This is a genomic window from Streptomyces sp. NPDC053079, from assembly GCF_044546695.1.
In the GTDB taxonomy this organism is placed as follows: domain Bacteria; phylum Actinomycetota; class Actinomycetes; order Streptomycetales; family Streptomycetaceae; genus Streptomyces.
The window spans coordinates 396803-413841 of the sequence record NZ_JBITZJ010000003.1; the positions used below are offsets into that span (position 1 = coordinate 396803).

Here is a 17039-nt window from a genome sequence, read left to right on the forward strand (position 1 = left end):
CGATCGCATCGTTGCTCACGCGTCCGGCCGGCCGTGGTTGCTGGGCCGTTGGCCCGACGGTCATGTGGTGGTGGGTGAGGCCGGAGAGGCAAGGGTGGCGGTCATCGGGCGCTGCCCCGTCACGGCGGCCGAGCTTTCGGTCCGCCTTGGCCGTACGGACGATGTCGGCTCGGTAGAGCGGATCGTCGAGGGGCTTGCGGGCAGCTTCCATCTGGTCGCCTCGATCGGTGGCCGGGTACGCGTCCGTGGCAGTGCGGCGTCGGTCCGGCGTGTCTTTCACGCCCGGGTGGGCGGCGTGACGGTGGCAGCGGACCGCTGTGACGTCCTGGCCACGGTGATCGGCGCCCCTGTGGACGAGCGCGTCCTGGCGGCGCGGCTGCTGCCGGCGGGCGCCGTCCACTCGCTGGACGGCGCAAGCATCCGGCGGGGCGTCACGGCGGTGCCGCCCGACCACTGTCTGCTGGTCGAGCCCGACGGCCGTGCGGTGGCGCGGCTTTGGTGGCGTGCACCCGAGCCGGCCCTCCCCCTGGCGGAAGGGGCGACCGCGTTACGGCAGGCTCTGGTCGCCGCGGTCGACTCCTGCACCTCAGGCGGGGGAACGGTCAGTGCCGATCTGTCCGGCGGCCTGGATTCCACCACTTTGTGCGTACTGGCCGCCCGCGGCCCGGCCCGGCTGGTCACCGTCCACCGGGAGGGAACCGACCCCGGCAACGACGACGCCCTCTGGGTACGACACACCACGGCCGCGCTACCCGGTGCGGAGCACCAGCGGGTGGGCCGGAACCGGATCCCGGTGTGGTTCGCCGGGGTGAGCGGTTCGTATCCGGCGTGGGAGGAACCGGGCACGTGGGTGCGCGACCGGGCACGTCTGGAGGACTTGACCCACCGCATGAACGCCGCAGGCTCCCGGCTGCACCTGACCGGCTACGGCGGCGACGAACTCTTCACCCTCACACCCCGCTGCCTCTACGACCTGGTCCGCAGCCGGCCGCTCACGGCGCCTGCCCATGTCCGTGCCTACCGCCTGCGTCTGCGGTACCCGCTGGGACCGCTGCTGCGCGCCCTCGTGGATCGCACCCCGTATGCGCGCTGGCTGACCCGCGCCGTCGACCGGCTGACCACGCTGCCCGACACCTCCGTCCTGCCGTCCATGGACTGGGGCCCGGCGCTGCGCATGCCGCCCTGGGCGACCCCGGACGCGGTCCGGGCCACGCAGGAACTGCTGCGCGAGGACGTCCCCGGTGCCGCGGAACCCTTGGCCCGGCAGCGCGCGCAACACGCGGCGATCCTGTACGCGCGTGTCGCCGGAGGCGCGGTGCGCCGCCTCGACCAGGCCACCGGGCGGGCCGGGTTGCCCCAGGCCGCGCCGTGCCTGGACGACGCGGTGATGGATGCGGCGCTGTCGGTCCGTCTGCACGACCGGGCCTCGCCCACCGCCGGCAAGCCCCTCCTGGCCGCCGCGATGCGGGGCATCGTCGCGGACCGGCTCCTGGCCCGCACCACCAAGGGCGACTACAGCGCCGACTTCTACGCCGCCCTGCACCGCCACCGCGTGGAGCTCCTGGAACTCTTCGACGGCTCCCTGCTCGCCGGCATGGGGCTCATCGACCCGGCCGCGTTGCGCGCGGCGCTGCTCGCTCCGCAGCCCACCACGCGCATCATCACGCCCCTCTCCCAGACGGTCGCCTGCGAGACCTGGCTTCGCTCCCTGCCCCGTCGCCGCGACGGCGGGGAGGCCCCTATGCGGAGCGGCGTCCGCTGAAGATGCCCCACCGCAGCTGCCGGCTGCGGGCGGCCGCCGCCCACAAGGGGAGGTTGCCGAGCAGGTGGTCGACGTAGTCGGAGCTGATGACGCCGCGGAGCTCGGCTTCCCGCCGGCCGGTCTCCTCGGTCAGCCGGTCGTAGTGGACGGGCAGTTGGTCGCTGTGATCCTCGAAATCGGCGTGGTCCAGGCCGAGCCGGGTGAGCTCACGGAGGTAGAAGGCGGGGGTCGCCAGCGCGTCCACGCCGAGACGGGACACGACCGGGCGGAGGGTCCGGTCGGGTGCGTCCTCGGCGGCCATGAGGTCGGTGAAGGACAGCACGCCGCCGGGCTTGAGGACGCGTGCCGCCTCGCGCAGCACCCTCTCCCGGTCGTCGCTGTGGCAGAAGGCCTCGAGGGAGCACACGGCGTCGAAGCGCCCGTCTCCATACGGTATGTCATGGAACGAACCGGTGACGACGTCGATGTGACCGTCGAGCCCGCGCTCGGCGTTGGTCCTGCGGTGACGCACGTTCTGTGCCTCGCTGAGGTTGAGGGCGACGACCGTGCAGCCGAAGCGGGCGGCCAGATGGCGAGCGGTCCCGCCGTATCCGGACCCGAGGTCCAGTACGGACCGCCCGGGGCCCAGGCGGTCCACCAGCCGGTCCGCCAGCCGGTCTACCGTGCGCCGGGAGGCGTCCGCGATCGGCTCCTCCGGGTGCGCGTAGATGCCGGTGTGGATGTCGTCGCCGCCCCACACGGCGTCGTAGAAGGCGTCGACGTCAGCGGATTCGTAGTAACGGCGTGTCGTCTCTTCAGTGGTACCGGATGCGGCGCCGTCCTGGCTCATGCGTGCTCCCTCGCCGTCGGCCTCATGACCTGACCTCGGGGCCCCTGACTTCCTCGGCCCCTCGGCAAGCCTCGCCCCACGGACAACAGCGATCACAGTGGCCAATCGGCCAACATCCGGTACCGGGCGGGCAGCCGGGTCAGGCGGCCCAGTGGCCGGTGGACTTGGCGTCCGACCTGAAGGAGAAGACGAAACGGCTGCCGTTGAGCACGCTGCGCGCCACGGTGGTCCACTGGCCCGCCTTCGCGTACGTCCAGTGGTCCTGGTTGCAGAGCCAGCCACCCGTGCTCTTCCAGAAGCACACCGCCACATAGCGGTTGGTGTTCGTCTTTATGTTGATGTCGGCGCAGTTCGTCGTGGTGGTGAGGGTGGAGGCGCCGTTGTCGGGGTAGAAGTCCTGCCCTGCGGGCTTGGAGTACGCCTTCGCGCTGCCGTAGCAGGACGCGACCCCGTCCTTGCTCCGGGAGTCGGCTTCACTCGCGCTGGCCGCGGTCGACCCTCCGATGAGGGTGCCGGCGGCGAGTACGAGCCCGGCCGCGGTCGAGACGAGACGTCTGGCGTTCCTCTGCATGATCCGGATTCCTTTCGGTCAGGGAATGCCGTCCCCCGTCGATCATGGCGAAGTCACCGTGCTCGGCCCGGTACGCGCGACGGGCCCGATCGGACGGAGGATGCGCCGGCGACCATGATGGGTTCCGCCCCGCGGAGAGTCGAGACAAGGGAACGCAATGGCGAATTCCCGCCCTGGCCTTGCGGCTTGCCGCCCGCTCTGCCCGACCGCCGCGTTGCCCCGGCTCAGGTACGGTTCCCGAACGGCACCGTCCGCCACGGGCTCTCCGGGTCGGTGGTCAGCGCCCGGTGGGCGTCCAGGACCGTGGTGTACCAGCGGCCGAACGCCTCCTCGTCGAAGTGCAGGCACCGGCCGAGTATGTACCCGGCGGAGAACTCCTCCCACGAGTCGTAGGCGGACCGCGCCGCCCCTGACGCACGTTCGATCGCCGTGCGCATCTCGGCCTCCGTGGCGTACCGGGCACCCCTGCCCCAGCGGGCCATCTTGGAGGCGCGCCCGATGTCCCAGGCCGCGATCGTGCGGACGTAGCCGTCGGGCGGCAGGAGCTCGTCGGCGCGGAAGCGGGCCTCGTAGCGCAGCACCTTGCCCACCAGCGCACGCATATCTGCGACGAACTCGCCGAACTCGCGGTCGTCGGTGGGGGTGCCGCTCTCCTGGGCACGCACGCGCAGCGTGCCCTCCACCGTGTCGCGCCACTCCTCGGGGTCGACGCGCCCGCCGCGCGCGGCGGCCAGGGCGTTGCGCGCACCCAGGACGAAGTCCCAGTACCAGGGGCTCACTTCCTGGTCCAGGAGCCGCTCCTGCATCACGAGCCAGTCCCCGCGATCGTTCACGCTCCAGTCGTCGGCGATCCGCTCGATCTCGCCCCGGTAGCCCGTGCCGTGCCAGTGCGGGGTGTTCCACGCGTCGCCGTTGCGGAAGCACAGGTGTGCCCCGCAGGCCAGGCCGTGCAGGAGGGGCCCGGGGGCGGGGGCGCCGGTGCGCCGGGTCACCACACGGTCCATCAGCGCGTCGGACGAGAACAGCTCGTGGTGCAGATCGAGCCAGGTGTCCCGTTCGTCGTCGCCGGCCAGGAAGTACTGCTCGCAGGGCGTGGCCGCGTTGACCGCGAGGATCTCCACCTCTTCGGGAACGATGTGCGCGAGGGCGCCGAGCGTCGCGTACTCGTAGACGAGGAACGGGTGCGGCCGCGGCAGGAGGCCGGCCGTGTAGACCTGTGCCACGGTGCGGCCGTCGGGGGTCTCGTTGGTCAGCATGGGGTACGTGTCCGCACCGGCCGCCCGCACCTCGTCGAGGCGCACCGGGTAGTACACGCCCTCGATCGCGAGGGTGCGCAGGTAGGCGTACGCGTTGTCCGCCCGGCTCAGCTTGTACAGCTGCTGCTCCAGGTCGGTGGGCGCCTGCCAGTGGCCGCCGTCGGCCGGAGCCGGGACGACCGGGAAGAACTCGTCGTGGACCTCGTCCTCGGCTGCCGCGTGCATGGGGCTCCTTTCGCCGGGTGGGGTGCGGCTTCTCAGCCCGTCGGGCGGGTCGGCGTGTAGGGCGCGGGGGCGGGGGCGGCTTCCAGGGCGGGGGCGTCCGTGTCGGGTTCGGTACGCAGCTGGGCGGCGACCGCGTCGGTGCGTGCCCGCAGTGCGCGCACTCGCTCGGCGGTGCGCGTTCCCGCCTGGGGAGCCTCCGCGGGAAGGACGGGCACGCCGTTGGCCTGCGCGGTGAGCACCAGGCTGCGCATGACCTCCGCCTGCTGGGCGAGCAGGGCGGTGGTGAACATGTTGGCGCGCAGCGTCTTCTTCATGCCGAGCGCGCCCCGGTAGGTGATCTCGCAGGCGACCGTGACGGTCTCCAGCCGCTGTTCGCCCGCCTGCTCCAGCGCGGCGAGCATGACGGAGGCGAGGCCTTCGACGACCTTGGTGACGACCCACTTGCGGCCCGGGAGCATGGGCAGCAGGTCCCGGATCCGGTCGATCTCGGCGTCGAGCGCCTCCGTGGTCATGGCGCTGAAGGCGTCGTGCAGCTGGAGGTGGACGACCTTCGACCAGGGGATGTCCTCGCCGTCGAAACCGATGGAGTCGGGGCCGAAGCGCAGTGCTCCGATGGCGTCCAGCGGGCGCAGCGCCTTGGCGGTGATGGCGGGGACCCGGGGGTGGCGGCAGATGAGGGCGCCGAGCGAGAACTCCCACTCCTCGTGCGTGGGCGCGGCGGGGGCGGGCAGGGAGCGCAGCACGGAGAGGACCCAGTCGCCGGAGGCGTTCGTACCGGCGCGTCCGGCGTCGGCGCCGCGCTGTACGGCCTGCGCGACGTCCCTGCCGAAGCTGGTGGCCGCGGTGCCCACCGAGTCGCCGAGAGTCTTCACCCGGTCGAATATGCCCATGCCCCTGACCCTGCCTCACCTGCGATGTCCCTTGTGGCGGCGACACTCTACCCAGTGATCGGGATGCCGGTGACCAGCCGTGAGCGCGGGGCGGTCCAGGGGGTCGTGGGGCCGGTCCAGGGCGTCGTCGGGCCCGTCGGGCCGACATCGCGTCCGGCCGTGAAGCGACCGGGAAGACCCGGCGCGGGCGTCGGACGTAGAGCTTCTGGGGTCGCGCACCAAGTCCTCAGGGCGAACGATTCTCCCATCGCTCGGCATTCTGTTCGCGTTTAGTCCGGGCAGAAGCGTTCTCTGCTGTTCCGGCCGTTGGCGACGGCTCGGGAAAACGATTTTCCGAGCATTTCTCCTCGCGTCGTCGGAGGGGCGCGAGACATCCTTCGTCAGTGAAATGCCCGAGCACACGCCCCCGGCGTGCCCCCACAATGTCCGAGGCCTCATTGTGATATGGCGTTTTTCATACTTACGGTGGGTGCCACGGATCCAAGACCGGACTTCCGCAAGGAAATACCCGGTCAGGGTCCGTCGCGCAGACGTCTGTTGTATTCATCGTCCCCACGGTAAAAGGAGAACGATCATGACGTACGAGCGTCCCACTCTCGCCAAGGCCGGCGGCTTCCGCAAGGTGACCGGCATCAAGAGCACCGGCCCCAAGGACGTCCTCGGCGGCAAGCAGCTCCTCTGACGGGGCAGACCCGCGTCCGCTGAGCGACCGCGGGTCCCAGAGCGCCGGGCCTGGCCTCCGGGCCGGCCCGGCTCTCGGGTGGCGGCATCCGGCCGCCACCCGCTCCCCGGCCCCGAGCATCGCTGTCGTCACCGATCGAAGGCCGTAAGCCTATGGATGAGTCCTTGTCTCTCCAGGCCGTACCCGCCTGGTTCGTAGCCCTCCCCGACACCGACGCGGCCGCCGCTCTCGCCGCCGAAGCGCTCACCCACGCCTCCCGGAGCCTGCGCCACGCCTCCGGACGACCCTGGCTCGTGGGCCGTTGGGCGCCGGGCACGGTCGTGGTGGGAGAGCACGGCGACACGCGCGTGGCGGTACTCGGGGAGCACGTCGTCACCGCCAGGGAAGCCGAACGGGCCGCCTCGGCGGCAACCGGCACCTCGCTGCTCACGGCGTTGGACCACGCCGCCGGCTGGGCCGGCAGCTTCCACCTGGTCGCGAGCGGCGGCGGACTGATGCAGGTGCAGGGCGGTGTCGTGGGTCTGCGGCGCGTCTTCCACGCCCGGGTCGACGTGCCCGGCCGGGGAGCGGTGACCGTGGCGTCCGACCGGGCCGACGTCCTGGCCGAACTGACCCGGGCCCGCCTGGACGAGCGCCGCGTCGCGATGGAGCTGCTCACCGTGGGCGTGCCGTACCCCTGGGCAGGGGACGCGCTGTGGCAAGGCGTGCACGCCCTGCCCGGCGGCCACTGTCTGGCGATGCACGCCGACGGACGGACCTCCACCACACGACGGTGGACACCGCCGGAGCCCGTCCTGCCGCTCGCCGAGGGTGCCGCGCGGCTGAGGGAAGCGCTCGTCGAAGCGGTCGAGGTGCGCACGCGCGGGCACGAGTTGGTCTCCTCCGATCTGGGCGGGCTGGACTCCACGGCCGTGTGCTGTGCCGCGGCCCTCGGGAGCACCAAGGTCGTCGCCTACACCGCCGCCCTCCACGACGAGGCCGGCGACGACGTGTACTGGGCCGAACGGACCGTCCGGGCCCTCGACGGCGTCGAGCACCACGTCGTACCGGCCCACGAGACGGCCATGACCTTCGACGGCGTCGACACCCTCCAGGACGTCCTGGACACGCCCAGCATCCTCACCGTCGACCGCAACCGCCGCATGGGCATCGTGGAGCTGGCCGCATCCCGTGGCTCCGGCGTCCATCTCACCGGCCTGGGCGGCGACGAACTGCTCGCCGGGACGCCCGCCCGGCTGCACACGCTGCTTCCCGCCCACCCCCTCGTCGCCCTGCGCGGCATACGGGGATACGCCGCCAAATACCGTTGGACCCGGCGAGCGGTGCTGCGCCAGCTCATGGACCGCGGCTCCTACCGGACCTGGCTGGGCCGGGTCGCCCGCGACCTGACCGAGCCGGCGCCCGCCGTCGACGAGCCCCTGCTCGGCTGGTCCATGCCGCCCCGCATGCCGCCCTGGGCCACACCCGACGCCGTCGCCGCGGTCCGCGAGCTGCTGCGCGCCGGCCTGCCCACCACGGAACCCCGGGGCACCGGGCACGGCGAACACCGCGAGCTGGTCGCCATGGACGGCATCTCCCAATGGGCCCGGCACATCGGGCAGATGGCGGCCCCCTGGGGAATCGAGGTCTGTGCCCCCTACTACGACGCCCGTGTCATCGACGCGGCCCTGGCCGTCCGGCCGCAGGAGCGCATCACCCCCTGGCGGTACAAGCCGCTCATCGTCGAGGCCATGCGCGGCATCGTTCCGGAGGCCAGCCGCACCCGCGGCACCAAAGCGAACGCCACGTTCGAGGAGGAGGCGGGGCTGCGGGAGCACCGCCGGGCGCTGCTGGCGCTGTGCGAGGACTCCCGGCTGGCCCGCCTGGGCCTGGTCGACGAGCAGATCCTGCGCGACTGGTGCCGCCGCGCCCTGACGGCGGAGTCGGAGAGTTATCTGCTGCATCCGACCATCGCCTGCGAAGTGTGGCTGCGCTCCCGGGAGATGACACCACCCACCCCTCGGACGGACCGGCCCGACGGCCGGGACGCCGTGACCGTGTCCCCCACTGTGCCCGTAGCCGATCCGGAGAGGTGAAACGGTGCTCGCGTTGAAGCCCGGTGTCCTGATGACCGAGACCGAGTACGGGATGGCGCTGCTCGACCAGGAGAGCGCCGAGTACTGGACGCTCAACCCGACGGCCGCCCTCGTCCTGCAGACCCTGCTCGACGGCCACGGCACCGAACAGGCGGCCCGCGCCCTGACCGAGCGCTACGACGACGTCGACGCCGAGCTGGCCGCCCTGGACGTCAGCCGCATCGTCGGCGAACTGCGCGCCGCGGGGCTGATCACCTCATGACGACGCCGGAAGCGGTTCTCTACCACCCGCGCTCCATTCCGCCGGCCCGCCGTTTCCTGGCCAGGGCGGCGGTGGCGTGCGCCCATGTGCTGGCCACCCAGCCACCCCGCCGGATCCGCGCGATCCTGGTCCGGCTGCGCCGCGGCGCCCGTCCCGCCACACTCGCCGAGGCGAGCGCGGCACGGCGGACGGTGCTCACGGTGAGCCTGGCCGCGGGCGGGCACAAGGGGTGTCTGCCCCGGTCCCTGGCCACCGTGCTGCTGTGCCGCTGGTACGGCCAGTGGCCCGCCTGGTGCGTAGGGGTGCGCAGCCGGCCGCCGTTCGCCGCGCACGCGTGGGTGGAGGCGGAAGGGGTCCTGGTCGGGGAGGGCGCCCCGGCGGAGTACTTCCAGCGCTTCTTCACCGTGGAGTGAGCCGGTGACCTCGACACTGCCCGCACCGGCCGCGCTGGTGGACCAACTGCGGCCGCAGCGCGGGCGCATGGCCGCGGGTGTCGCGCTGGGGCTGGTGGGCAGCGTGATGGGCCTGGCCCAGCCCCTGGCGGCCAAGCGCGTGGTGGACGACATGGGCCAGGGGCACCCGGCGGCCGGGCCCGTACTCCTGCTCAGCCTGCTGGTGGTGACCGGAGCCGCCCTCGCCGGAGCGGGACATTACGTACTGCAGTGCGCGACCGAGTCCGTCGTCTGCGCCGCCCGCTGCCGGCTGACGGACCGTCTTGTGCGGCTGCGGGTACCGGTCGTGGACAGCAGTGAGCCGGGCGAGCTGATCGCGCGGGTGACCTCCGATACGACGCTGCTGCGCCAGAGCGCGCCGCAGGCGGTGTCCGCCGCGGTCACGGGGACGCTGGTCACCGTGGCGACCGTCGTCATGATGGGGCTGCTGGACGCCGTGCTGCTGTGCGTCACCCTCGCGGTGATCGCCCTCGCCGGCGTCATCGTCGCGGTGGTGGCCCCGCGGATCGGCCGTGCCACCCGGCACACGCAGGAGTCGGTGGGGCACATCGGCGCCGCGCTCGAGAGGCTTCTGGGTGCCTTCCGTACCGTCAAGGCGTCGGGTGCCGAGCAGCGGGAGTCCCGGGCGCTGCACCGGGCGGCCGAGCACGCCCGCCGTACCGGTGTACGGGCCGCGGCGTGGGAGGCGGTGTCGGCGACGACGTCGGCGGTCATCATCCAGGCCGCCTTCCTCGTGGTGCTCGGGGTGGGAGGCGCGCGCGTGTCCTCCGGTGCGATCGGCGTCTCCACGCTCGTCGCCTTCCTGCTCTATCTCTTCGCGCTCGCCCCTCGGATCGGCCAGCTGGTCGAAGGCGTCGGCCAGGTCCAGATCGCGTCGGCGGCCGCGGCCCGCATCAGGGACGTGGAAGAGCTGGAGACCGAGGAACCGGAGGCCGTGGCCGTCGGCCCGGCGGCGCCGCAGGGCCCTCCTCCCGCACTGGGCCGGCCGCCCCTGAGCGTGGCGTTCCACCGGGTGTGCTTCGCCTACCGCCCCGGGGCGCCCCGGGTCCACCACAAGGTCTCCTTCGCCGTTCCCGCGGGCGGGCTCACCGCGTTCGTGGGCCCGTCCGGCGCGGGCAAGACCACGCTCTTCTCCCTGATCGAGCGCTTCTACGAGCCCGACTCCGGTCGCGTCCTCCTGGACGGCAGGGACATACGGCACTGGCCGATGGCCGGGCTCCGTGCCGCCATCGGCTACGTCGAGCAGGACGTACCCGTCCTCGCGGGAACCCTGCGCGACAACCTCACGTTCGGCTCCCCCGACCCCACCGACGAGGAGCTCGCCCGCGTCGTGCGTCTGGCACGGCTGGACGGCCTCGCGCAACGGCTGCCCCAGGGGCTGGACACCGACGTCGGCCATCGCGGCAGCCGCCTCTCCGGCGGTGAGCGGCAGCGCGTCGCGATCGCCCGCGCCCTGCTGCGCCGCCCGGGGCTGCTGCTGCTGGACGAGGCCACCTCCCAGCTCGACGCCGCCAATGAGGCGGCGTTGCGCGACACGATCACCGACACCGCCCGCGCCACGACGGTCCTGGTGGTCGCCCACCGGCTGTCGACCGTGACCACGGCGGACCGGATCGTGGTCATGGAGGCGGGGCGGGTACGGGCGGTGGGGACCCATGCCGAGCTCATGGCGCAGGACGCCCTCTACGGCGAACTGGCGAGCACCCAACTGCTCAACCCGTGACCCGGCCCGCGGCCACGTTCGCCCGCGGCCGGTCCGGGATCAGGTCACGGTGTCACGATGCGTTCGACCGCGGCCATGACGAGCTGATCGCGCTCGGCTTCCGAGAACACGCCCGGCAGGGTGAGCTGTTCGACGATGAGCCAGTTGAAGGCCAGGTACAGCAGCCGGACGGCGGTGGCGTCGCCGGGCAGGCCGGAGTCCTCGTGATAGGCCACGTTGGCGTCGACGTCGGCACGGACGCGTTCGGTCAGCAACGCCCGCAGCTCCGGGCGCCGGGTCGCCTCCAGGCGCAGTTCGAGCAGTGCCAGATATCCGGCCCGGAAGGCGCTGATGCGGCCGATCACTTCGCGCATCAGCATCACGTAGGTCTCGCGGTCCGGTGCGCTCGCCCGCTGCCGGGCGATCGTGGCCTCGTCGGGCTGGAGGCGTTCGTAGACCCGGGCACCTGCCTGGATCAGCAGTGCGTCGCGGTTGGCGAAGTAGTTGGAGGCCGTGCCGGTGGGGACGGCGGCCTCGGTGTCCACCGCCCGGAAGGTCAGCCCCCGGGCGCCCTCCCTGGCCAGCACCTCGATGGCGGCATCGACGAGGGCCACCCTCCGCTCGACGTTTCTGCGCACCATGGCTTTACCACTCCGCTCGTAGTACTACGTCTTGACCACTACAGGAAGAGTAGTGCATGCGGAGCCGTCCGGCCGTCCGACAGGCGCACCGTTTGGATCACCACGTGACACACCCGCTACGGAACCAGAACAAACGCTTGGTTGACTCGTCGGCGAACCACGGCGGGCGCACGACGAGGCGGGGGCGGGACGACCACATGAGCGCAGGGGGATTCGCGGAGTGGACGCGGCACTTCCGGGCGGAGGCCGAGCATCGGGGGCGCGTCGGCGACCCCGACTGGGCGGTGGGCGCCGGCCTGCCCGACGTGGTCTGGCGGAGCCTGCAGCGCTTCCAGACCGGGGAGAACGGTGACGGGGCGAATCTGATCGGCAAGGCGGACGCGGCGGGGGACGCCGACTACGCCGAGGCGGTCCGGCTGTTCGTCGCCGAGGAGCAGAACCACGCGCGTCTGCTGGCACTACTGCTGGCCGCCGGCGGGCAGCCCACCATCGATACATGCTGGAGCGACCGGGTGTTCGTCCGGCTGCGCCGGTTGCTCGGGCTGCGGATGGAGCTGATGACGTTGATGGTCGCCGAGCTCGTCGCCGTGCGCTACTACCGCGCCGTGCGCGACGGCTCCGGGGACCCGCTGGTGTCGGAGGTGGCGGCCCGCATCCTGGCGGACGAGGAACGCCACATCCCGTTCCACTGCCGCCGCCTGCGCGCTTCCGTCGCCGAGCTGCCGGGACGGCCGCTGCGCCGGCTGGCGATGACGGGGTGGCGCGGCCTGGTCCTCGGCGCGACGGTGTTCGTCGCCGTGGACCACGGACCGGCGCTGGGGCACCTGGGAGTGGGACGCGGGCGCTTCGTGGCCGACGTGATGGCCTCCACGAGCGGGACGGTGGAGGCCGTCCTGGACACCACCCGGCCCCTGGCCGTCCCGAGGCCCCGGACCGGCTTCAGCGCGTCGTGACCCCGGCGTAGCCTGACGGTTCCGTGGACCTCAGCGCATGAGAGGCACCTGCGATCGCCCGCGCCGGGTCGTCGTTCAGGCGTGCCGACGCGTGCGACCGGCCGTTGATGCCGGCGTCGAGGAACGCGGCGAGACACATCAGCACAATGGCGAGCCTGTCCCATCTGGGTCGCTGCATGGGCCCACACTTGCCGCCGGGAAGTGCCCGGGGCCAGAGCGCCGTAGTCCGAACGGCGTACGGCCGGGCCATCATCGGAGGGACCCGTTCCTCCGTCTCCGGCCCGGCCGGGCGCGACGGGGCTCCGGCCGTCAGGAGGCCGGGAGAAGGCCGTCGGCGACCAGGCCGGCGAGAACGGCCTCGCCGAGGGCGTGCACCGCGGACTGCGGGCGGACCATCACCGTGAACTCCTTGATCCTGCCCTCCTCGTCGAAGTGCAGGAGGTCGGTGCCGTGGATCTGCTGGCCGTTCACGGTCGTCCGGAAGAGCAGGATCGCCGAGGGTGCCTCGGCGCCGTCGGCGCTCGTCTCGGCCGTGCCGTCGAAGTGACCGATGTAGCGGAAGTCCTCGAAGGTGCGCAGGAGGACGCCGAAGAGCCCCATCACCATCGGCTTGCCCTCGAACGGCGTGAACTTCACGGGACTGTAGAAGCGGATGTCCTCGGCGAACAGGCCGTTCAGGGCGGCGAGATCGCGGCTCTCGACGGCGGCGCGGAAGCGCTCTGCGGGTGCCATGGGCTTGGGCCCTCCTCGATAGTCATCAATCTGATTACTCAATTCCTTGAGTATCATGCCCGCAGGTTCCATGAACAGGGCGAGGAGGAGACGAGCCGATGGCTTTGCGTCACGCCGTACTGGCGGCACTGCTGAACGAGGAGTTGAGCGGGTACCAGCTGGCCAAGGCCTTCGACACGGGCGTGGCGAACTTCTGGCACGCCCTGCCCCAGCAGCTGTACACCGAGCTGACGAGGCTGGAGAGGGAGGGACTGGTCGTCGGCCGGGAGGTGGTGCAGGACACCCGGCCCAACAAGCGCCTGTTCAAGGTGACCGACGCCGGTCTCGCCGAGATGGAACGGTTCGCGACCACCGCCGCCAAGCCCTCGTTCATCCGTGACGACCTGCTCGTCAAGGTCCAGGCCGCCGACCACGTCGACACCGGCGAACTGATCGCACGGCTCACCGAACGGGCCGCCTTCGCCGAGGCCAAGATCGAGCTGTTCGGCACGCTGCTGGAGAAGATGCGCGGCGGCCGCGGCGAGGAGGAGTTCCTGCGCCACGGCGAACGCATCGGCCCGTACCTGACCTGCCTGCGCGGCCTCGCCTTCGAGCGGGGGAACCGGGACTGGTGCGAGCTGAGCGCGGCGACCCTGCGCGAGAGGGGGGCGGCCCGCGGAGGAATCGCACGCGTCGATCACGACCGTGAATGATCGAATCCCACAAAACCCCGACCCCGGACTCCGTGGATCACGACACCTGATCACCCGTCATTCCCTTGGCAGAGTGACAGGGAAGTCGATCACTTCCCGCAGTCGTCAGCACGCGGGATTTGTATCTCTACGACAAGGGGGTTCATCCGATGGGTGCCAACACCGAAGTGGTGGTGACCGGGCTCGGCGCCACGACGCCGCTCGGCGGGGACGTCGCCTCGACCTGGGCCGGGCTGCTGGCCGGGGAGTCCGGCATCAGCGCGATCGAGGACGAGTGGGCGGCCGGCCTGCCCGTGCGGATAGCGGGCAGGCTCAAGGTCGAACCGACCGAGGTCCTGGACCGGGTACAGGCCCGCCGCATGGACCGTTGCGAGCAGACGGCGCTCGTCGCCGCGCGCGAGGCATGGGCCGACGCCGGCGTGCCCGGCGTCGATCCGGAGCGGCTGGCCGTCGTGATCGGCACGGGCACCGGGGGCGCGTTGACCATGCTCGGCCAGGACGACGTCCTCGAGGCGTCAGGCGTGCGGCGCGTCTCGCCCCACACCGTGCCCATGCTGATGGCGAACGGCCCCGCCGCCTGGGTCAGCATCGACCTCGGCGCCCGCGGCGGCGCCCACACACCGGTCAGCGCCTGCGCCTCCGGTGCCGAAGCGATCGCGATGGGCCTGGACCTGATCCGTCTCGGCCGGGCCGACGTGGTCGTGGCGGGCGGCACCGAGGCGTGCATCCATCCGCTGCCGCTGGCCGGCTTCGCGCAGGCCAAGGCCCACTCGACGCGCAACGACGCACCCCGGCTGGCGTCCCGGCCCTTCGACGTCGACCGGGACGGGTTCGTCATCGGCGAGGGAGCGGTCGTGGTCGTCCTGGAGCGCGCCGAGTTCGCCGCGGCGCGGACGGCCCGCGTCCACGCGACGCTCGCCGGAGCCGGCGTCACCTCGGACGCGCACCACATCACCGCCGCCCACGCCGACGGACAGGTCCGCGCCATGCGGTCGGCCGTTGCCTCCGCGGGGCTCTCCCCGCTCGCGATCGAGCACGTCCACGCCCACGCGACGTCCACGCCCAAGGGCGACCTCGTGGAGGCCCTGTCCATCGGCGAAGCCATCGGCACCCACCCGGCCGTCACCGCGACCAAGTCGATGACCGGCCACCTCTTCGGAGCTGCGGGAGCCATGGGCGCACTCGCCGCGATCCTCGCCGTCCGCGACGGTGTCATCCCCGCCACCCAGAACCTGGACACCCTGGACCCGGAGGTGAAGCTCGACGTCGTCGCGGGCGCGCCCCGGCGGGGCGCGCTGAAGGCGGCGCTGACGAATTCCTTCGGGTTCGGCGGCCACAACGCCTCGCTGGTGTTCACCCCCGCTCCCTGAACCGGGGCCGGCCGCATCTGCGTCGTGCCGGGGCCCGGCACGACGCAGATGCGGCTCAGACGTGATCGGCCAGTTTGGTGTACCCCTTCTTCCGGGCGCAGTGGGCACAGCAGAAGAACTTGCCGTCGGTCTCGTGGCCGTGGCCCAGAATGCGGCACCCGCAGTTGTCACAGATCGGCGCGAGCTTGTAGGCCGCGCACTCGAAGCTGTCGAAGACGTGTACGGCCCCTGCCGCGTGCACTTCGAAGGCCATGCCGTAGTCGTTTCCGCATACCTCGCACTGCGCCATGCCGCACCTCTCCTGGCCGGGTCGCCCGCCGGGACACCCTCGCGGTCCGGCGCTCGGTCGCCAGGATGCATCCGACGGGCCCCCGTGCCCCGCAGCGCCACGGTGCGGGCGGGCGAACATCGCCCGTATCGCCCGTACGGCCGGACCCTTGCGGCCCCGGCTCCGCCCGCCGCGGGCCCGGGTCGTCGCCCCGGGTCGTCGCCCCGAGTCGCGGCCCGTGGCGGCACGCCTTAGATTTCCACTGGGTGCAGCATCCTTTTGCGCTCGCGCAACCACGTGCCCTCGCTCTGGCCGGCCCCCGCAACTCAAGGTCGTGAGGATCGAAGGGACTGAGCAACGTGACGATCAAGACTTTCCTCGGTTCCGACGCGGATCCCCCCGAGGATCTCGCAGCAGTCAAAGCCGCTCGTACGACGGACAGCGGTACTCCCCTGCGGATATCCGTCGTCGTTCCCGCCCGGAACTGCGCCGCGACGATCGAGGGGGTGGTGACGCCGGTCGTGAAGGACCTCCTGACCGCCCGGGTCATCGACGAGGTGGTGGTCGTCGACCACGGCTCCTCGGACGACACCGCCCGGCTGGCGGCCGGCGCCGGGGCGCGGGTGGTCGACTTCCCGACCGCCGGGCCGATCACCGACATCCCCGACTCCGGCAAGGGGTCGGTGATGTGGAAGGGCATCTGGGCCAGCGAGGGCGACATCGTCGTCTTCATCGACGGCGACCATCTGAGGTTCGACTCCTCGAAGGTCTCCCGGCTGATCGGCCCCCTGCTGCGCGACCCGTCCCTCCACCACGTACGGGCGTTCTACGACCATTACGGGGGCGGCCGTACAACCGAGGCCATGGCCCGTCCGGTGCTGTCGCTGCTGCATCCCGAGCTGGCCGGCATGCGGCAGCCGCTCAGCGGCGAGCACGCCAGCCGACGGACGACGCTGGCCGAGCTGGTGTTCCCGGTGGGGTGGGGTACCGAGTTCTCCATCCTCGACCAGATCAGCCGCCGGCACGGCGCCGAGGCCATCGGCCAGGTGGACCTGCGCTACAAGGAGCACGTCAAAGGGGACTGGGCGCACATCTCCCTGCAGGCGTTCGAACTGCTCTACGTGGCGCTGCGGAACGAGCTGCGCGCCCAGGGGCAGCCGCTGCCCGAGCACTGGGGCAGCGTGGTCATGACGCCCGGCGAACGTCCTGGTGAGGTCGTCCGGCGCGCCGCCCGGACGGCGGAGCTGCCGCCGCTCATGGGCCTGCCGGGCTGGCCGGAGCGAGAGCGGGAACGCTCCCGTCACTGATCCGCGGCCCCGGGCGGTGCGTCAGGGTCGCGTCTCGGCCGTGACCCAGGCCAGGTACGCGGCATGCCCTCCGGTCACGGGCACGGCGATGACCTCCGGGGTGTCGTAGTCGTGCTTGCCGACGAGGAACGCGGTCAGCTCGTCCACCAGCGCGGAGCGCGTCTTGAAGTCGATCCGCCATTCCCGCGCGGACTCGACCTTGCCCTCCCAACGGTAGACCGAGCCGATGGGGTAGACCTGCGCGCAAGCAGCCAGTCCGCCCTCGACGACTCCGGCGGCCAGTGCCTGGGCCTTGTCCTCGGAGTCGGTGGTCGTGGTCACGACGGCACACTCATTCCTCATGCCACAGAGCGTAGAGGCATGGGGTTCC

General features: G+C 71.9%; 18 protein-coding genes. 10 read left to right on the forward strand and 8 right to left on the reverse strand.

Features of this window, described 5'->3' with window-relative positions; genetic code table 11:
* Nucleotides 1-295 precede the first annotated feature (295 nt).
* Entirely contained in the window at nucleotides 296-1762 is a 1467-nt protein-coding gene (locus ACIGXW_RS14145; RefSeq protein WP_399573069.1) for an asparagine synthase-related protein, read from the forward strand.
* Here the strand turns inward: ACIGXW_RS14145 and ACIGXW_RS14150 are convergent.
* The 4 genes from ACIGXW_RS14150 to ACIGXW_RS14165 all read right to left on the reverse strand — a co-directional run bounded on the left by ACIGXW_RS14150 (nucleotide 1740) and on the right by ACIGXW_RS14165 (nucleotide 5533).
* A complete protein-coding gene (locus tag ACIGXW_RS14150; protein ID WP_399573072.1) occupies nucleotides 1740-2591 on the reverse strand; it encodes an SAM-dependent methyltransferase in 852 nt (283 codons plus the stop codon). The genes ACIGXW_RS14145 and ACIGXW_RS14150 overlap by 23 nt on opposite strands.
* Before the next feature lie 139 nt (nucleotides 2592-2730).
* Nucleotides 2731-3162, reverse strand: coding sequence for a hypothetical protein (locus ACIGXW_RS14155; protein WP_399573074.1), 432 nt, complete (start codon nucleotides 3160-3162; stop codon nucleotides 2731-2733).
* A 224-nt stretch (nucleotides 3163-3386) separates the two neighbouring features.
* Nucleotides 3387-4643, reverse strand: a complete 1257-nt coding sequence (locus ACIGXW_RS14160) for a DUF1266 domain-containing protein (RefSeq protein WP_399573076.1) — start codon at nucleotides 4641-4643, stop codon at nucleotides 3387-3389.
* A 32-nt stretch (nucleotides 4644-4675) separates the two neighbouring features.
* Nucleotides 4676-5533: a hypothetical protein gene (locus ACIGXW_RS14165; RefSeq protein WP_071967573.1), complete on the reverse strand. Its 858-nt coding sequence runs from the start codon at nucleotides 5531-5533 to the stop codon at nucleotides 4676-4678.
* 574 nt (nucleotides 5534-6107) lie between these two features.
* Here ACIGXW_RS14165 and ACIGXW_RS14170 point away from each other — a divergent pair.
* The 5 genes from ACIGXW_RS14170 (at nucleotide 6108) to ACIGXW_RS14190 (ending at nucleotide 10727) form a co-directional block, all read left to right on the forward strand.
* Nucleotides 6108-6215: a keywimysin-related RiPP gene (locus ACIGXW_RS14170; RefSeq protein WP_399573078.1), complete on the forward strand. Its 108-nt coding sequence runs from the start codon at nucleotides 6108-6110 to the stop codon at nucleotides 6213-6215.
* A gap of 152 nt (nucleotides 6216-6367) precedes the next feature.
* A complete protein-coding gene (locus ACIGXW_RS14175; RefSeq protein ID WP_399573080.1) occupies nucleotides 6368-8290 on the forward strand; it encodes a lasso peptide isopeptide bond-forming cyclase in 1923 nt (640 codons plus the stop codon).
* A 4-nt stretch (nucleotides 8291-8294) separates the two neighbouring features.
* The gene (locus tag ACIGXW_RS14180; RefSeq protein WP_399573082.1) at nucleotides 8295-8552 is read left to right on the forward strand and encodes a lasso peptide biosynthesis PqqD family chaperone; all 258 of its coding nucleotides are present in this window, start codon (nucleotides 8295-8297) and stop codon (nucleotides 8550-8552) included.
* Entirely contained in the window at nucleotides 8549-8965 is a 417-nt protein-coding gene (locus ACIGXW_RS14185; protein ID WP_071967572.1) for a lasso peptide biosynthesis B2 protein, read from the forward strand. The genes ACIGXW_RS14180 and ACIGXW_RS14185 overlap by 4 nt, the downstream gene beginning before the upstream one ends.
* Before the next feature lie 67 nt (nucleotides 8966-9032).
* Nucleotides 9033-10727: an ABC transporter ATP-binding protein gene (locus ACIGXW_RS14190; protein WP_399573508.1), complete on the forward strand. Its 1695-nt coding sequence runs from the start codon at nucleotides 9033-9035 to the stop codon at nucleotides 10725-10727.
* A 44-nt stretch (nucleotides 10728-10771) separates the two neighbouring features.
* On the opposite strand, the gene ACIGXW_RS14195 is transcribed toward ACIGXW_RS14190, so the two are convergent.
* Complete coding sequence (locus ACIGXW_RS14195; RefSeq protein WP_071967570.1) at nucleotides 10772-11347, reverse strand: TetR family transcriptional regulator; 576 nt, start codon at nucleotides 11345-11347, stop codon at nucleotides 10772-10774.
* Between the two features lie 197 nt (nucleotides 11348-11544).
* On the opposite strand from ACIGXW_RS14195, the gene ACIGXW_RS14200 reads away from it, so the two are divergent.
* Nucleotides 11545-12300 carry a ferritin-like domain-containing protein gene (locus ACIGXW_RS14200; protein WP_399573084.1) on the forward strand — a complete coding sequence of 252 codons (756 nt, stop codon included), beginning with the start codon at nucleotides 11545-11547 and terminating at the stop codon, nucleotides 12298-12300.
* A gap of 309 nt (nucleotides 12301-12609) precedes the next feature.
* Here the strand turns inward: ACIGXW_RS14200 and ACIGXW_RS14205 are convergent, their stop codons facing one another.
* Complete coding sequence (locus ACIGXW_RS14205) at nucleotides 12610-13032, reverse strand: nuclear transport factor 2 family protein (RefSeq protein ID WP_399573086.1); 423 nt, start codon at nucleotides 13030-13032, stop codon at nucleotides 12610-12612.
* Between the two features lie 98 nt (nucleotides 13033-13130).
* Between ACIGXW_RS14205 and ACIGXW_RS14210 the strand changes: the two genes are divergently transcribed.
* Both ACIGXW_RS14210 and ACIGXW_RS14215 read left to right on the forward strand, forming a co-directional pair.
* The gene (locus tag ACIGXW_RS14210) at nucleotides 13131-13724 is read left to right on the forward strand and encodes a PadR family transcriptional regulator (protein ID WP_399573089.1); all 594 of its coding nucleotides are present in this window, start codon (nucleotides 13131-13133) and stop codon (nucleotides 13722-13724) included.
* Between the two features lie 149 nt (nucleotides 13725-13873).
* Nucleotides 13874-15094 carry a beta-ketoacyl-[acyl-carrier-protein] synthase family protein gene (locus tag ACIGXW_RS14215; protein ID WP_071967565.1) on the forward strand — a complete coding sequence of 407 codons (1221 nt, stop codon included), beginning with the start codon at nucleotides 13874-13876 and terminating at the stop codon, nucleotides 15092-15094.
* A gap of 55 nt (nucleotides 15095-15149) precedes the next feature.
* On the opposite strand, the gene ACIGXW_RS14220 is transcribed toward ACIGXW_RS14215, so the two are convergent.
* Complete coding sequence (locus ACIGXW_RS14220; RefSeq protein ID WP_071967564.1) at nucleotides 15150-15383, reverse strand: hypothetical protein; 234 nt, start codon at nucleotides 15381-15383, stop codon at nucleotides 15150-15152.
* A gap of 338 nt (nucleotides 15384-15721) precedes the next feature.
* Here ACIGXW_RS14220 and ACIGXW_RS14225 point away from each other — a divergent pair, with 338 nt between their 5' ends.
* Nucleotides 15722-16669 (forward strand): glycosyltransferase, encoded by a 948-nt coding sequence (locus tag ACIGXW_RS14225; protein WP_071967563.1) that lies wholly within the window; start codon nucleotides 15722-15724, stop codon nucleotides 16667-16669.
* 21 nt (nucleotides 16670-16690) lie between these two features.
* On the opposite strand, the gene cutA is transcribed toward ACIGXW_RS14225, so the two are convergent.
* Nucleotides 16691-17011 carry a divalent-cation tolerance protein CutA gene (gene cutA / locus ACIGXW_RS14230; protein ID WP_399573091.1) on the reverse strand — a complete coding sequence of 107 codons (321 nt, stop codon included), beginning with the start codon at nucleotides 17009-17011 and terminating at the stop codon, nucleotides 16691-16693.
* Between the last annotated feature and the right edge of the window lie 28 nt (nucleotides 17012-17039).

Bases quoted from the DNA above. Each gene is read 5' to 3' on its own strand.
- ACIGXW_RS14195 (WP_071967570.1), bottom strand. From the start codon at position 11,347: ATGGTGCGCAGAAACGTCGAGCGGAGGGTGGCCCTCGTCGATGCCGCC.
- ACIGXW_RS14185 (WP_071967572.1), top strand. From the start codon at position 8,549: ATGACGACGCCGGAAGCGGTTCTCTACCACCCGCGCTCCATTCCGCCG.
- ACIGXW_RS14220 (WP_071967564.1), bottom strand. From the start codon at position 15,383: ATGGCGCAGTGCGAGGTATGCGGAAACGACTACGGCATGGCCTTCGAA.
- ACIGXW_RS14205 (WP_399573086.1), bottom strand. From the start codon at position 13,032: ATGGCACCCGCAGAGCGCTTCCGCGCCGCCGTCGAGAGCCGCGATCTC.
- ACIGXW_RS14160 (WP_399573076.1), bottom strand. From the start codon at position 4,643: ATGCACGCGGCAGCCGAGGACGAGGTCCACGACGAGTTCTTCCCGGTC.
- ACIGXW_RS14155 (WP_399573074.1), bottom strand. From the start codon at position 3,162: ATGCAGAGGAACGCCAGACGTCTCGTCTCGACCGCGGCCGGGCTCGTA.
- cutA (WP_399573091.1), bottom strand. From the start codon at position 17,011: ATGAGGAATGAGTGTGCCGTCGTGACCACGACCACCGACTCCGAGGAC.
- ACIGXW_RS14200 (WP_399573084.1), top strand. From the start codon at position 11,545: ATGAGCGCAGGGGGATTCGCGGAGTGGACGCGGCACTTCCGGGCGGAG.
- ACIGXW_RS14215 (WP_071967565.1), top strand. From the start codon at position 13,874: ATGGGTGCCAACACCGAAGTGGTGGTGACCGGGCTCGGCGCCACGACG.
- ACIGXW_RS14165 (WP_071967573.1), bottom strand. From the start codon at position 5,533: ATGGGCATATTCGACCGGGTGAAGACTCTCGGCGACTCGGTGGGCACC.
- ACIGXW_RS14150 (WP_399573072.1), bottom strand. From the start codon at position 2,591: ATGAGCCAGGACGGCGCCGCATCCGGTACCACTGAAGAGACGACACGC.
- ACIGXW_RS14210 (WP_399573089.1), top strand. From the start codon at position 13,131: ATGGCTTTGCGTCACGCCGTACTGGCGGCACTGCTGAACGAGGAGTTG.
- ACIGXW_RS14190 (WP_399573508.1), top strand. From the start codon at position 9,033: ATGGCCGCGGGTGTCGCGCTGGGGCTGGTGGGCAGCGTGATGGGCCTG.
- ACIGXW_RS14175 (WP_399573080.1), top strand. From the start codon at position 6,368: ATGGATGAGTCCTTGTCTCTCCAGGCCGTACCCGCCTGGTTCGTAGCC.
- ACIGXW_RS14170 (WP_399573078.1), top strand. From the start codon at position 6,108: ATGACGTACGAGCGTCCCACTCTCGCCAAGGCCGGCGGCTTCCGCAAG.